The organism is Lelliottia sp. RD5 (assembly GCF_056032945.1).
Map to the genome: position 1 here is coordinate 1,500,194 of NZ_JBVYHQ010000001.1, position 14,687 is coordinate 1,514,880.

Genomic DNA, 14,687 nt, shown 5'->3' on the forward strand with positions numbered 1-14,687 from the left:
TTTGCTTTTACCTTGTGCGGTCTCATGCCCTCAACCCGACCCTCTTTACAGGGAGAGGGGGTAAACACGTATTCTCTCCATTTCGGGAAAGAAGACATCTAGTTAGGGCTCAAACGGTCGCCTCTGGAACTGATCGTGACCACATTTTGGGCAGCGCGGCAGCACGTCAGGCGTGTATACCGCCAGGTGGAAGTGACAGTTCTCGCACACCAGATTACCCAATCCCACCACTTCGCCACTGTGATACACGCCGTGATGATTCAGATCCTGGAAAACTTCGCGCCATTCCAGCTGGGTTTTATCGGTAATATCCGCCAGCTCCTGCCACAGACTTTCTTTGATGACGCGCATAAATACGCTGTCCGTGATTTCATTCTGACTCTCTTCGTAGCTTCTCGCGAACTCTTCCAGATCGCGTCGCACGGCTCGCGTCACCTCTTCGACTTCGGTACGCGTTAATTCACCCGTTTGCACGACCCGCGCACGAGCCTGTTCGACCAGCGCGTCGATATCGCGTTCTCCGTTGCGCAGCCGTTCCGTCAGTGTGGCTACCAGTTCGCGGTAATATTGAGCAACCTTGTTCATCATTTCGCCTCCCGGGTAAGTAACTGTCTCTAATGATAGACCTTATTTGCGAAGCGCTGTGTCAGGTCATCCACACTCTGCGTAAATTCCTGCAAGCGCGTTTTTTGGGAAAGGCTGTTTTGAGGCGGACGTTTGGGCTATGCTAGGCGGATCTGAAATTCCCCATCCATTGGCTACGTTTGTAGCTGTATTGAGAACAGGACCACTGGCTGCCATGCAAGAGCAATACCGCCCGGAAGAGATAGAAACAAAAGTCCAGCAACACTGGGACGAGAAGCGTACTTTCGAAGTCACTGAAGACGAGAGCAAAGAGAAGTATTACTGCCTGTCGATGCTTCCCTATCCTTCTGGTCGACTACATATGGGCCACGTGCGTAACTACACCATCGGTGATGTGATCGCACGCTACCAGCGTATGCTCGGTAAAAACGTCCTGCAACCGATTGGCTGGGATGCGTTTGGTCTGCCTGCTGAAGGCGCGGCGGTGAAAAACAACACGGCCCCTGCGCCGTGGACGTACGACAACATCGCTTACATGAAAAACCAGCTCAAAATGCTGGGCTTCGGCTATGACTGGAGCCGCGAGCTGGCGACCTGTACCCCAGAGTATTACCGCTGGGAGCAAAAATTCTTCACCGAGCTGTACAAAAAAGGCCTGGTGTACAAGAAAACCTCTGCGGTGAACTGGTGCCCGAACGACCAGACCGTTCTCGCGAACGAACAGGTTATCGACGGCTGCTGCTGGCGCTGCGATACCAAAGTTGAGCGCAAAGAGATCCCACAGTGGTTCATTAAAATCACCGCTTACGCTGACGAACTGCTGCGCGATCTGGACAATCTGGATCACTGGCCAGACACCGTTAAAACGATGCAGCGCAACTGGATTGGCCGCTCTGAAGGTGTAGAAATCACCTTTAACGTTGAAAACAGCGATCAGACGCTCACGGTGTATACCACGCGTCCCGACACCTTCATGGGTGCGACTTACCTGGCCGTTGCCGCGGGTCATCCGCTGGCACAGCAGGCTGCTGCGAACAATCCAGCGCTGGCCGCTTTCATCGACGAATGCCGCAATACCAAAGTGGCAGAAGCCGATATGGCGACGATGGAGAAAAAAGGCGTTGCGACAGGTTTTAACGCCATTCACCCACTGACCGGCGAAGCGGTTCCCGTTTGGGCAGCCAACTTTGTGCTGATGGAATACGGCACGGGTGCAGTTATGGCCGTTCCGGGCCACGATCAGCGTGATTACGAATTTGCGACTAAATACGGCCTGAACATCAAGCCGGTTATCCTGGCCGCTGACGGTTCAGAACCGGATCTGTCTGAGCAGGCGCTCACCGAAAAAGGCACCCTGTTTAACTCTGGCGAATTCAGCGGATTGAGCTTCGAAGAAGGCTTCAACGCTATCGCGGATAAACTGGCCTCCCTGGGCGTCGGTGAGCGAAAAGTGAACTATCGTCTGCGCGACTGGGGTGTTTCCCGTCAGCGTTACTGGGGTGCGCCGATTCCAATGGTCACGCTGGAAGATGGCACCGTGCTGCCAACGCCAGAAGATCAACTGCCGGTTATTTTACCGGAAGACGTGGTCATGGACGGGATCAGCAGCCCGATTAAAGCCGATCCGGAGTGGGCGAAAACCACCGTTAACGGTCAGCCAGCGCTGCGTGAAACGGATACATTCGACACCTTTATGGAGTCATCCTGGTACTACGCGCGCTACACCTGCCCGCAGTATCAGGAAGGTATGCTGGATTCCAAAGCAGCGAACTACTGGCTGCCGGTGGATATTTACATTGGTGGTATTGAACACGCCATCATGCACCTGCTCTACTTCCGCTTCTTCCATAAGTTGATGCGTGACGCGGGTCTGGTTAACTCTGACGAACCAGCAAAACAGCTGCTGTGCCAGGGCATGGTTCTCGCGGATGCGTTTTACTATGTCGGCGTGAACGGCGAGCGTAACTGGGTATCCCCGGTTGATGCGATCGTTGAACGCGACGAGAAAGGCCGTATCGTGAAAGCGAAAGACGCGGCGGGCAATGAGCTGGTGTATACCGGCATGAGCAAGATGTCCAAGTCCAAAAACAACGGCATCGATCCGCAGGTGATGGTTGAACGTTACGGTGCAGATACCGTGCGTCTCTTCATGATGTTTGCGTCCCCGGCGGATATGACGCTGGAATGGCAGGAATCAGGCGTAGAAGGCGCGAACCGCTTCCTGAAACGCGTCTGGAAACTGGTCTACGAGCATACGTCTCAGGGCGAAGCGCCCGCCCTGAACGTCGGTGCGCTGAGTGAAGATCAGCAGGCACTGCGTCGCGATGTTCACAAAACTATCGCAAAAGTAACCGATGATATTGGTCGTCGTCAGACCTTCAACACCGCAATTGCGGCTATTATGGAACTGATGAACAAGCTGGCGAAAGCACCGCTGGAAGGCGAGCAGGATCGTGCCTTGATGCGTGAAGCGCTGTTGGCCGTCGTTCGTATGCTGAACCCGTTCACACCACATGCATGCTTCACATTGTGGCAGGAATTGAAAGGCGAAGGCGATATCGATAACGCCCCGTGGCCTGTTGCTGATGAGTCAGCAATGGTTGAAAACACCATGCTGGTTGTGGTTCAGGTCAACGGTAAAGTGCGCGGTAAAATTACCGTTGCAGTCGATGCAACTGAAGAACAGGTTCGTGAACGCGCAGGCCAGGAACATCTGGTTGCGAAATACCTTGAGGGCGTTACCGTGCGTAAAGTGATCTACGTACCCGGTAAACTGCTGAATCTGGTCGTTGGCTAAGCGCGGGAGGAAACGTGCGACAACTGGCAACATTACTCTTATCCCTGACGGTGCTTGTCACCGCAGGTTGTGGCTGGCATCTGCGTAACACTACTGCAGTGCCTGAACAAATGAAAACGATGATCTTCGATTCGGGGGACCCAAATGGTCCACTGAGCCGTGCGATTCGTAACCAGCTGCGTCTCAATGGCGTTGAGCTTATCGAGAAAGGAACGCTGCGCCAGGATATTCCATCATTCCGCGTATTAAGCTCTTCACTGAGCAAAGATACCGCGTCCATCTTCCAGGATGGCCGTACAGCGGAATATCAGATGGTGATGTCGGTGAGTGCTGCCGTGCTGATCCCGGGTCGCGACATTTACCCGATCAGCACCAAGGTCTATCGTTCGTTCTTTGATAACCCACAAACTGCGCTGGCAAAAGACGCCGAGCAGCAGATCATTATCAATGAAATGTACGACAAGGCTGCGGAACAGCTAATCCGCAAACTGCCGAGCATCCAGGTCGCGTCAAAAGACACCGATACGGAACACGCCGTTCCACTGGATACCACGCCGCAAGTTACCGGAACGCTGGGTAACTAATGCTACGGTTGTATCCTGAACAACTCCGCGCGCAGCTCAACGAAGGGCTGCGCGCGGCGTATCTGTTACTCGGAAACGATCCGCTTTTGCTCCAGGAAAGTCAGGATGCTGTGCGTCAGGCTGCTGCTTCACAGGGCTTTGACGAACACCATACTTTCCAGCTTGATAACAGCACCGACTGGCAGACGATCTTTTCGCTTTGCCAGGCGATGAGCCTTTTTGCATCTCGTCAGACGCTCCTGATTCAGCTACCGGAAAATGGTCCTAATGCGGCCATTAACGAGCAGCTCGCAACGCTGGTGAGTCTGCTGCACGCTGATTTACTCCTGATTGTTCGTGGCAATAAGCTCACCAAAGCACAGGAAAATGCCGCCTGGTTTACCCAGTTGGCAACCCATTCTGTTCAGGTTACATGCCAGACGCCTGAACAGGCGCAACTGCCAAAATGGGTTGCAGTCCGGGCGAAACAACTGAATCTCCAGTTAGATGACGCCGCTAATCAGCTGCTGTGTTATTGCTATGAGGGAAACTTGCTGGCACTCGCGCAAGCGCTGGATCGGCTGTCGTTGCTGTGGCCAGATGGCAAACTGACCTTGCCGCGTGTTGAACAAGCGGTTAACGACGCCGCGCACTTTACCCCGTTCCATTGGGTCGATGCTCTGCTGGCGGCGAAAAGTAAACGCGCACTGCACATTTTGCAGCAGCTGCGCCTGGAAGGAAGCGAACCGGTTATTTTGCTGCGCACTCTCCAGCGTGAGTTGTTACTGCTTAACACCTTAAAACGCCAGTCGGCCAACACCCCATTACGCGCGCTTTTTGATAAGCACCGTGTCTGGCAAAACCGTCGGGCGATGACCACCGAAGCGTTAAACCGGCTGAGCCACGAGCAGCTCCGTCAGGCAGTACAGCTTCTAACCCGTGCGGAGCTAACGCTGAAGCAGGATTATGGTCAGTCGGTTTGGGCCGAACTGGAAAGCCTCTCGCTGCTGCTGTGTCATAAGGCGCTGGCAGACGTGTTTATTGATGGTTGAGATGAACTCTTTACAGGCACTTTTTGGCGGTACATTCGATCCTGTCCATTATGGTCATTTGAAACCGGTTGAAATACTGGCGAATCTGATTGGCCTGCAGCGCGTGATCATCATGCCCAATAATGTTCCGCCGCACCGTCCTCAGCCGGAAGCGACAAGCGAACAGCGTAAACACATGCTGGAACTGGCCATCGCAGATAAGCCCCTTTTTCAGTTAGACGAGCGGGAATTGCGCCGGGATATGCCGTCTTACACTTCGCAAACTCTGATGGAGTGGCGCGCGGAACAAGGCCCCACCCGGCCATTAGGATTCATCATCGGTCAGGATTCATTGCTGAACTTCCCGACCTGGCATCAGTATGAAACGATTCTGCAAAACAGCCATCTCATCGTTTGCCGCCGTCCAGGCTATCCCCTCACGATGAAAGACGAGCAGTATCAGGCATGGCTTGAAGCGCATCTGACGCACAATGTGGAAGATTTGCATACTTTGCCTGCCGGTAAAATTTATCTGGCCGAAACGCCGTGGTTTGATATCTCTGCTACGTTGATACGTGAACGGCTGCAAAACGCACTACCCTGCGATGAACTGCTGTCCACGTCCGTGCTTGACTACATCCGCCAGCAAGGTTTGTATCAGAAAAGCACAGATGCATCAGACTAAGCGCGAAAAATCGGCTAATTCGACGCCGTGCCATTGACAGCCCCTTCCAGGCTGATATCCTCCGCAGCCTGACTTCTGCCAGTCATAGCTTTACAGAAATTGTTTTACAATAATGGCGATGCATTGTCAGGCAGAGGATGGGATGATACCCACCTTAAAAATTCCGTCTGGTGACATTTGTCCCGACACAGCCGTCAGTTCAGGTATACTGCCAGGCTACTCACTCATTGCTCAACTTCATTCACCCAGGGGGAAAACTTGCAGGGTAAAGAACTCCAGGATTTTGTTATAGACAAAATTGATGACCTGAAAGGTCAGGACATCATCGCTATCGACGTTCACGGTCGTTCCAGTATCACCGACTGCATGATTATTTGCACCGGTACTTCCACTCGCCACGTTGCCTCTATTGCTGACCACGTTGTTCAGGAATCTCGCGCTGCAGGGCTTATGCCACTGGGTGTGGAAGGCGAAGCCATTGCTGACTGGGTTGTCGTTGACCTCGGCGATGTGATTGTCCATGTCATGCAGGACGAAAGCCGTCGTCTGTATGAACTGGAAAAGCTCTGGGGTTGATGCGTGAAGTTGCAACTGGTAGCCGTCGGCACAAAAATGCCAGATTGGGTACAGACGGGTTTTACTGAATATCTGCGTCGTTTTCCTAAAGACATGCCGTTCGAACTGGTAGAGATACCAGCAGGAAAACGCGGCAAAAACGCAGATATCAAGCGTATTCTCGATAAAGAGGGTGAGTTGATGTTGGCTGCCGCTGGCAAGAACCGCATCGTGACCCTTGATATCCCGGGCAAACCCTGGGATACGCCGCAACTGGCGCAAGAGCTTGAGCGCTGGAAGCTGGATGGCCGCGACGTCAGTCTGCTGATTGGCGGGCCAGAAGGATTATCCTCCGCCTGTAAAGCGGCCGCAGAACAAAGTTGGTCCCTCTCCGCGCTTACGTTACCCCATCCGCTTGTCCGGGTGTTGGTAGCGGAAAGCCTTTACCGCGCGTGGAGCATTACTACCAACCACCCTTATCACCGTGAGTAATGATTGACCAGGGCAAATTAAGCAGCGGATGAAACTACAGAATTCTTTTCGCGACTATTCGGCTGAGTCCGCGCTGTTTGTGCGCCGGGCTTTGGTCGCCTTTATCGGGATTTTGCTGCTGACTGGCGTGCTGATCGCCAACCTCTATAATCTGCAAATCGTCCGCTTTACCGACTATCAAACGCGTTCCAACGAAAACCGTATCAAGCTGGTGCCTATCGCGCCTAGCCGCGGCATTATCTACGACCGTAACGGCACGCCGCTGGCGTTAAACCGTACCATCTACCAAATCGAGATGATGCCGGAGAAAGTGGATAATGTGCAGGACGCGCTGGATGCGCTGAAAGGCGTAGTCGATCTTACCGATGACGATATCACGGCCTTCAAGAAAGAGCGTGCACGTTCCCACCGTTTTACCTCTATTCCGGTCAAAACCAATTTGACGGAAGTTCAGGTTGCCCGCTTTGCGGTGAACCAGTATCGCTTCCCGGGAGTTGAGGTGAAAGGTTATAAGCGCCGCTATTATCCTTACGGCTCGGCGCTGACGCACGTCATTGGCTACGTCTCTAAGATTAACGATAAAGACGTTGAGCGCCTCGATAAAGACGGCAAGCTGGCAAACTACGCTGCAACCCACGATATCGGCAAGCTTGGCATCGAACGCTATTATGAAGACGTGTTGCACGGGCAGACCGGCTATGAAGAGGTTGAAGTCAATAACCGCGGTCGCGTTATCCGTCAGCTCAAAGAAGTGCCTCCGCAAGCAGGCCATGACGTCTACCTGACGCTCGATCTCAAGCTTCAGCAGTATATTGAAACGCTACTGGCCGGCAGTCGAGCCGCCGTGGTCGTGACCGACCCGCGCAGCGGGGGGATTCTGGCTCTGGTTTCGATGCCAAGCTACGATCCCAATCTGTTTGTGGATGGCATCTCAAGCAAAGAATACTCCGGCTTGCTGAACGATCCAAATACCCCACTGATTAACCGTGCAACACAAGGCGTCTACCCGCCAGCGTCCACCGTTAAGCCTTACGTCGCCGTCTCGGCGTTGAGTGCAGGCGTGATCAACCGCAATACCAGCCTGTTTGACCCTGGCTGGTGGCAGCTGCCTGGCTCCGAAAAACGTTATCGCGACTGGAAAAAATGGGGCCACGGTCACCTCAATATCACCAAATCTCTGGAAGAGTCGGCGGATACCTTCTTCTACCAGGTGGCTTATGATTTGGGTATTGATCGCCTCTCTGCATGGATGAGCAAGTTTGGTTACGGTCATTACACCGGTATTGACCTGTCGGAAGAGCGCTCAGGGAACATGCCGACGCGCGAGTGGAAGCTCAAACGCTTTAAAAAACCGTGGTATCAGGGCGACACCATTCCGGTCGGCATCGGCCAGGGTTACTGGACCGCTACGCCGATTCAGATGAGTAAAGCAATGATGATCCTCATTAACGATGGCGTGGTAAAAGTGCCGCACCTGCTGATGAGCACCATAGAAGACGGGAAGCAAGTGCCGTGGTCGCAACCGCATGAAGCCCCGGTGGGCGATATTCATTCCGGCTTCTGGGAAATTGCCAAAGACGGCATGTATGGCGTAGCGAATCGCCCGAACGGCACCGCACATAAATACTTCGCAGGCGCACCCTATAAAGTGGCGGCGAAATCGGGTACCGCGCAGGTCTTTGGCCTGAAGGCGAACGAAACGTATAACGCGCATAAAATTGCTGAACGCCTGCGTGACCATAAGCTCATGACGGCATTTGCACCTTATGATAATCCGCAGGTTGCGGTAGCGATGATTCTCGAGAACGGTGGTGCTGGCCCGGCAGTCGGGACAATCATGCGCCAAATCCTCGACCACATTATGCTGGGCGATAACAACACCGAGCTACCTGCTGAAACCCCAGCCGCTACAGCTGCGGAGGACCAATAATCATGACGGATAATCCGAACAGAAAATCGCTGTGGGACAAAATCCACATCGACCCGGCGATGTTGCTGATCCTGCTGGCATTGCTGACATACAGCGCCCTGGTTATCTGGAGTGCCAGCGGTCAGGATATCGGCATGATGGAACGTAAAATCGGCCAGATCGCGATGGGTCTGGTGATCATGGTGGTGATGGCACAAATTCCGCCGCGCGTTTACGAAGGCTGGGCGCCCTATCTATACTTTGTCTGTATCATTTTGCTGATCGCCGTCGATGCGTTCGGGGCGATATCAAAAGGGGCACAGCGCTGGCTGGATTTAGGGATTGTGCGTTTCCAGCCCTCTGAAATTGCCAAAATCGCCGTACCGCTGATGGTGGCCCGCTTTATCAACCGTGACGTCTGCCCGCCATCGCTAAAAAATACCGCTATCGCGCTGGTGCTGATTTTCCTGCCAACGCTCCTGGTGGCCGCGCAGCCAGACCTCGGGACGTCGATTCTCGTCGCATTATCTGGTCTGTTCGTTCTGTTCTTATCCGGGTTGAGTTGGCGACTGATCGGCATCGCGGTGGTGTTGATCGCCGCCTTTATACCGATACTGTGGTTCTTCCTGATGCACGATTATCAGCGACAGCGTGTCATGATGTTGCTCGATCCGGAAACCGATCCGCTCGGCGCGGGCTATCATATTATTCAGTCTAAGATTGCCATTGGTTCAGGTGGATTGCGCGGCAAAGGCTGGCTACACGGTACGCAGTCGCAGCTTGAATTCTTGCCGGAGCGTCACACGGACTTTATCTTCGCCGTTCTGGCAGAAGAGCTGGGTCTGGTTGGCATCTTGATTTTGCTGGGATTATACCTCCTGCTGATTATGCGTGGCCTGTGGATTGCCGCACATGCGCAAACCACATTTGGTCGCGTCATGGCCGGCGGGTTGATGTTGATTCTGTTCGTTTATGTCTTCGTAAATATTGGTATGGTGAGTGGAATTCTGCCCGTCGTTGGCGTGCCGCTCCCGCTGGTGAGCTACGGAGGCTCGGCACTGATCGTCTTGATGGCTGGGTTCGGGATAGTCATGTCTATCCATACCCACAGAAAAATGTTGTCCAAGAGCGTATAAAAATAAGGGGATTGCAATGCGCAAGCAGTGGCTGGGTGTCTGCATCGCGGCAAGTTTACTTGCTGCCTGTTCAAGTGATGATGGTCAACAGCAGGCGACCATCGCGCCGCCGCAGCCTGCGGTTTGTAACGCTCCGGTGGTTGAAATCAGCGGTGCCGATCCGGTATACGAGCCGCTGAATGCGACCGCCAATCAGGATTACGAGCGCGACGGCAAGCGGTATAAAATCGTTCAGGATCCGTCCCGTTTCAGCCAGGCAGGTTTTGCGGCGATTTATGACGCAGAGCCAGGCAGTAACCAGACCGCATCGGGTGAAGCGTTTGATCCCATGCAAATCACCGCGGCGCACGCGACCTTACCTATCCCAAGCTACGTGCGCGTCACTAACCTCGCCAACGGTCGTATGATTGTGGTGCGTATTAATGACCGCGGACCGTACGGCACTGACCGCGTGATTTCGCTGTCGCGCGCGGCGGCTGACCGTCTTAATACCTCGAACAATACCAAAGTCCGTATCGATCCTATTATTGTCGCGCAGGACGGGACGCTCTCCGGCCCTGGCACGGTGTGTACCACCGTCGCGAAGCAGACCTATGCCCTGCCCTCACGCCCGGATTTAAGCGGGGGTATGGGCGGTGCTTCTTCTGCTCCCGAGCCAATGCAGCCTCAGGGTGACGTACGCGCGATCAGCAACGATACGCTGAAAAGTGACGATACGACCGGCGCCCCTGTAAGCAGCAGCGGTTTCCTGGGTGCACCGACCACGCTCGCGACGGGTGTGCTGGAAGGCAGTGAACCTACGCCTGCACCGGTCGTTGCGACACCTGCCGCGCAGCCAGCTCCCGTCGTGGCGCCGGTCGCTGCACAGAATACGGCAACCCCTGCCCCAGCCGCAGCATCTACTGCAGGTGGATTTGTGGTTCAGGTCGGCGCGGTGAGCGATCAGGCACGTGCGCAGCAGTATCAACAACGTCTGACGCAACAGTTCGACGTTCCGGGTCGTGTCGTGCAGAACGGCGCCGTCTGGCGTATCCAGATGGGCCCATTCGCCAGCAAGTCACAGGCCAGCGCGTTACAGCAACGCCTGCAAAGCGAAGCGCAATTACAGTCGTTTATCGCTGTTGCAAACTAATTAATCGGCGGTATCCGAATTGTCAGCTTGTGTAACCAACGTTCACAAACTCGTGCTGAAAGTCGGATGCCTGCCTGTATAGCTTTTGCTATAGTAAGGCACTTTTTTTAATTCCATCACGGATGTCGTTGTTCTGACCATGAAGACCACTTTCTCCGCTCGTTTTTTGCAGCGCATGGCGCTGACCACGGCCCTTTGCGCAGCAACGCTGTCAGTTGCTCACGCTGATGACCTGAATATCAAGACCATGATCCCTGGCGTTCCGCAAATCGACGCGGAATCTTACATCCTGATCGACTACAACTCTGGCAAAGTGCTGGCGGAAATGAACGCGGATTCGCGCCGTGACCCGGCTAGCCTCACCAAGATGATGACCAGCTATGTCATCGGTCAGGCCATGAAAGCGGGCAAGTTCAAAGAGACTGATCTGGTCACCGTGGGCAACGATGCATGGGCTACCGGTAACCCGGTGTTCAAAGGCTCTTCCCTGATGTTCCTGAAACCAGGCATGCAGGTTCCCGTATCGCAGCTGATCCGTGGTATCAACCTGCAATCGGGTAACGATGCCTGTGTTGCGATGGCCGATTTTGCGGCAGGCAGCCAGGATGCGTTCGTTGGCTTGATGAACAGCTACGTTTCCGCGCTGGGTCTGAAAAACAGCCACTTCCAGACCGTTCATGGACTGGACGCTGAAGGTCAGTACAGTTCTGCGCGTGACATGGCGCTGATTGGTCAGGCACTAATTCGCGACGTTCCCAACGAATACACCATCTATAAAGAAAAAGAATTTACCTTTAACGGCATCCGTCAGACCAACCGCAACGGCTTACTGTGGGATAACAGCCTGAAGGTTGATGGCATCAAAACGGGCCATACTGATAAAGCGGGTTACAACCTTGTGGCGTCCGCAACGGAAGGTCAGATGCGTTTGATCTCCGCCGTGATGGGTGGTCGCACCTTTAAAGGCCGCGAAACCGAAAGCAAAAAACTGCTGACCTGGGGCTTCCGTTTCTTCGAAACCGTGAACCCACTGAAAGCCGGTAAAGAGTTTGCTTCAGAGCCCGTGTGGTTTGGCGACAACGACCGTGCGTCACTGGGGGTTGATAAAGATCTGTATCTGACGATCCCTCGTGGCCGTATGAAAGACCTGAAAGCCAGCTACGTGCTCAACACCAGTGAACTGCATGCGCCACTGAAGAAAAACCAGGTTGTTGGCACCATCAACTTCCAGCTGGATGGAAAAACCATCGATCAGCGCCCTCTGGTTGTTCTTGACGAAATTCCTGAAGGCAATTTCTTCGGCAAAATCATTGATTACATTAAATTGATGTTCCACCACTGGTTTGGTTAATAATTGAACACTTGAAAGTGTGATTTCCATCCCCATATACTAGGTATCCAGATAACTCCCACCCGTCGTGGGAGTTATTATTTTTGATGTACTGCCGGAGCTGACATGAAAACCAAACTTAACGAACTGCTTGAATTCCCAACCTCATTTACTTACAAAGTAATGGGTCAGGCATTGCCGGAGCTGGTTGACCAGGTGGTTGAAGTGGTACAGCGCCATGCGCCAGGTGACTACTCTCCGACGGTAAAACCGAGCAGCAAAGGCAACTACCATTCCGTCTCAATCACCATCACTGCTACGCATATTGAGCAAGTTGAGACGCTGTACGAAGAGCTTGGTAATATCGATATCGTTCGTATGGTGCTGTAATCCCCGTGGTTACCCGCTTTGCCGGGTAACCCACTTTGACCTCTGTGATATACTCCCCGCACCCTTTTGTTGCCACATCCCCGGAGTTGCTGTTTTGTATCAGGATAAAATTCTTGTCCGCCATCTTGGGCTGCAACCCTATGAGCCAGTCTCTCAGGCCATGCATGATTTCACCGATTCTCGCGATGACCACACGCCAGACGAAATCTGGCTGGTAGAGCATCCACCCGTTTTCACGCAAGGCCAGGCTGGAAAAGCAGAGCACGTATTGGTTCCAGGTGACATTCCTGTTATCCAAAGTGACCGCGGCGGGCAAGTGACCTATCACGGGCCTGGTCAGCAGGTGATGTACGTTCTCCTGAATCTGAAGCGCCGAAAGTTGGGTGTCCGCGAATTGGTCACATTGCTGGAACAAACCGTGGTCGATACATTGGCAGAGTATGATATTGACGCTCATCCACGTGCCGATGCGCCGGGGGTGTATGTCGGTGAGATGAAGATCTGCTCGCTGGGTTTGCGCATCCGAAAAGGGTGTTCGTTTCATGGGCTTGCGCTCAATATCAACATGGATCTTTCCCCCTTCCTGCGCATCAATCCCTGCGGTTATGCCGGAATGGAAATGACCCAAATGCACCAGTGGGTAGAAAACGTCACACCGGGTATTATTGGCCCTGTCCTGGTGACTAAGCTTTTAGCACTGCTAAACAATCCCCCGCACGAATATATTACAGCTTAATATATTATACATGATGGCCTTTTTATTTAGCAGGCCATCGCGTATTTACCGCTTTTCAGCTTTACAATAATCCGCATATTCTATATTTTCGAAGCGCTTGAGCGAGTGGAACTAATTTCATCTTTTTTTATTCAGTAAATGAATATTTACTGAATAAATGGTCATCATTTGATCAGAAGTTTCTCAACTGATTGATTTTGATAGAAAAGTGAAATCCACAAAACACTTCAAAAAATCACTACAAGCATAATATATAAATTCAACTATCATTCATATTGTGAATGAATACGGAGTGACAGCGTGGATTATAATAATTTACCAGCTAAACGACTGATTGATCCTGGTGGACAAGACAAGCCGCAAGTTTTTCGGACTTTACGCAATATTGACCTCAATTTATTAACGATCTTTGAGGCAGTATATGTCCATAAGGGTATCGTTAATGCTGCGAAAATTCTTAATCTCACCCCTTCGGCAATTAGTCAGTCCATTCAAAAATTGCGAGCCATTTTTCCTGATCCCCTTTTTATTCGTAAGGGCCAGGGAGTCACACCTACTGCGTATGCCACTCACCTGCATGAGTACATTAGCCAGGGGCTAGAGTCGATTCTCGGTGCGCTGGATCTGACCGGAAGTTATGACAAGCAACGGACCATTACCATTGGCACCTCCCCTTCGGTAGGCGCGCTGGTCTTACCCACGATTTATCAGGCAGTCAAACGTGAAGCGCCGCAGTTATTGCTGCGGAATATCCAGGTTAATGACACCGAGACTCAGCTTGCTCAGTTCCAGACAGACCTGATCATCGACAGCAACTCTTTCGGCTCGCGCGCCCTGGCGCACAGCGTCCTTTATGCCGATGGACTGCTGCTGGTGTGCCGCAAAAATCATCCTGCTCTGAGCCAGACCGCAACAATGGAAAATTTGCGCGACTATGAATACGCCTTATTCATGAACGAGGGGCACAATCTAAATCATCTTCGACAGCGTATTAACGATCTCTTCCCCGATCGCAAGGTTAACTTTAGCAGTTACAATATGTTCACGATTGCCGCACTGATTGGCAGCAGTGACTTGATCACAATTATGCCTGCGCGACTGTACAATCTGCTGCGTCACTGTTGGCCACTTGAGCAAATTCCTTTCGCTCCCCTAAATGCGGAATCCATCGAGATCTCACTGCATTACAACAAACTCAGCCTTCGCGATCCGGTGCTGGAAAATGTTATCAACATTGTCCGCCAGGCATTTTGAGGATCAGCCCAACACGCGTGCTGCCCCCAACAGGGGCAAAAGCACAAAACAACAACTATTTTACAATTTGGCGACCTCACAGGCTGCTTTAT

At 52.7% G+C, this 14,687-nt stretch carries 14 protein-coding genes; 13 read left to right on the forward strand and 1 reads right to left on the reverse strand.

Annotation, left to right across the window (positions count from 1 at the left end; all coding sequences use genetic code 11):
• Positions 1–102: 102 nt before the first annotated feature.
• A complete protein-coding gene (locus AC0LWE_RS07525) occupies positions 103–585 on the reverse strand; it encodes a zinc ribbon-containing protein (RefSeq protein WP_059178750.1) in 483 nt (160 codons plus the stop codon).
• A 214-nt stretch (positions 586–799) separates the two neighbouring features.
• On the opposite strand from AC0LWE_RS07525, the gene leuS reads away from it, so the two are divergent.
• The 13 genes from leuS to AC0LWE_RS07590 all read left to right on the forward strand — a co-directional run bounded on the left by leuS (position 800) and on the right by AC0LWE_RS07590 (position 14,595).
• On the forward strand, positions 800–3,382 hold the full coding sequence (leuS, locus tag AC0LWE_RS07530; RefSeq protein WP_165500929.1) for a leucine--tRNA ligase: 2,583 nt from the start codon (positions 800–802) through the stop codon (positions 3,380–3,382).
• A gap of 14 nt (positions 3,383–3,396) precedes the next feature.
• A complete protein-coding gene (gene lptE, locus AC0LWE_RS07535) occupies positions 3,397–3,966 on the forward strand; it encodes an LPS assembly lipoprotein LptE (RefSeq protein WP_059178657.1) in 570 nt (189 codons plus the stop codon).
• Positions 3,966–4,997 carry a DNA polymerase III subunit delta gene (holA, locus tag AC0LWE_RS07540; protein ID WP_216981719.1) on the forward strand — a complete coding sequence of 344 codons (1,032 nt, stop codon included), beginning with the start codon at positions 3,966–3,968 and terminating at the stop codon, positions 4,995–4,997. The genes lptE and holA overlap by 1 nt, the downstream gene beginning before the upstream one ends.
• The gene (gene nadD / locus AC0LWE_RS07545; protein WP_202667177.1) at positions 4,990–5,661 is read left to right on the forward strand and encodes a nicotinate-nucleotide adenylyltransferase; all 672 of its coding nucleotides are present in this window, start codon (positions 4,990–4,992) and stop codon (positions 5,659–5,661) included. Before holA ends, nadD begins: the two co-directional genes overlap by 8 nt.
• 258 nt (positions 5,662–5,919) lie before the next feature.
• On the forward strand, positions 5,920–6,237 hold the full coding sequence (gene rsfS, locus AC0LWE_RS07550; RefSeq protein ID WP_012016572.1) for a ribosome silencing factor: 318 nt from the start codon (positions 5,920–5,922) through the stop codon (positions 6,235–6,237).
• Positions 6,238–6,240: 3 nt separating this feature from the next.
• Positions 6,241–6,708: a 23S rRNA (pseudouridine(1915)-N(3))-methyltransferase RlmH gene (gene rlmH, locus AC0LWE_RS07555; protein ID WP_012016571.1), complete on the forward strand. Its 468-nt coding sequence runs from the start codon at positions 6,241–6,243 to the stop codon at positions 6,706–6,708.
• A 28-nt stretch (positions 6,709–6,736) separates the two neighbouring features.
• Entirely contained in the window at positions 6,737–8,638 is a 1,902-nt protein-coding gene (gene mrdA / locus AC0LWE_RS07560; protein WP_219346881.1) for a peptidoglycan DD-transpeptidase MrdA, read from the forward strand.
• A gap of 2 nt (positions 8,639–8,640) precedes the next feature.
• Positions 8,641–9,753: a peptidoglycan glycosyltransferase MrdB gene (gene mrdB / locus AC0LWE_RS07565; RefSeq protein ID WP_012016569.1), complete on the forward strand. Its 1,113-nt coding sequence runs from the start codon at positions 8,641–8,643 to the stop codon at positions 9,751–9,753.
• A 16-nt stretch (positions 9,754–9,769) separates the two neighbouring features.
• Entirely contained in the window at positions 9,770–10,885 is a 1,116-nt protein-coding gene (gene rlpA / locus AC0LWE_RS07570; RefSeq protein WP_059178661.1) for an endolytic peptidoglycan transglycosylase RlpA, read from the forward strand.
• A gap of 139 nt (positions 10,886–11,024) precedes the next feature.
• A complete protein-coding gene (gene dacA, locus AC0LWE_RS07575; protein ID WP_012016567.1) occupies positions 11,025–12,236 on the forward strand; it encodes a D-alanyl-D-alanine carboxypeptidase DacA in 1,212 nt (403 codons plus the stop codon).
• A gap of 105 nt (positions 12,237–12,341) precedes the next feature.
• The gene (gene ybeD / locus AC0LWE_RS07580) at positions 12,342–12,605 is read left to right on the forward strand and encodes a DUF493 family protein YbeD (RefSeq protein WP_012016566.1); all 264 of its coding nucleotides are present in this window, start codon (positions 12,342–12,344) and stop codon (positions 12,603–12,605) included.
• Positions 12,606–12,699: 94 nt separating this feature from the next.
• Complete coding sequence (gene lipB, locus AC0LWE_RS07585) at positions 12,700–13,341, forward strand: lipoyl(octanoyl) transferase LipB (RefSeq protein WP_202667179.1); 642 nt, start codon at positions 12,700–12,702, stop codon at positions 13,339–13,341.
• A gap of 300 nt (positions 13,342–13,641) precedes the next feature.
• Positions 13,642–14,595, forward strand: coding sequence for a YbeF family transcriptional regulator (locus tag AC0LWE_RS07590; RefSeq protein ID WP_202667180.1), 954 nt, complete (start codon positions 13,642–13,644; stop codon positions 14,593–14,595).
• Positions 14,596–14,687 lie beyond the last annotated feature (92 nt).

Excerpts from the sequence above, each read along its gene's own strand:
- AC0LWE_RS07525 (WP_059178750.1), bottom strand. The coding sequence starts at position 585 with ATGAACAAGGTTGCTCAATATTACCGCGAACTGGTAGCCACACTGACG.
- leuS (WP_165500929.1), top strand. The coding sequence starts at position 800 with ATGCAAGAGCAATACCGCCCGGAAGAGATAGAAACAAAAGTCCAGCAA.
- holA (WP_216981719.1), top strand. The coding sequence starts at position 3,966 with ATGCTACGGTTGTATCCTGAACAACTCCGCGCGCAGCTCAACGAAGGG.
- nadD (WP_202667177.1), top strand. The coding sequence starts at position 4,990 with ATGGTTGAGATGAACTCTTTACAGGCACTTTTTGGCGGTACATTCGAT.
- mrdA (WP_219346881.1), top strand. The coding sequence starts at position 6,737 with ATGAAACTACAGAATTCTTTTCGCGACTATTCGGCTGAGTCCGCGCTG.
- mrdB (WP_012016569.1), top strand. The coding sequence starts at position 8,641 with ATGACGGATAATCCGAACAGAAAATCGCTGTGGGACAAAATCCACATC.
- rlpA (WP_059178661.1), top strand. The coding sequence starts at position 9,770 with ATGCGCAAGCAGTGGCTGGGTGTCTGCATCGCGGCAAGTTTACTTGCT.
- dacA (WP_012016567.1), top strand. The coding sequence starts at position 11,025 with ATGAAGACCACTTTCTCCGCTCGTTTTTTGCAGCGCATGGCGCTGACC.
- ybeD (WP_012016566.1), top strand. The coding sequence starts at position 12,342 with ATGAAAACCAAACTTAACGAACTGCTTGAATTCCCAACCTCATTTACT.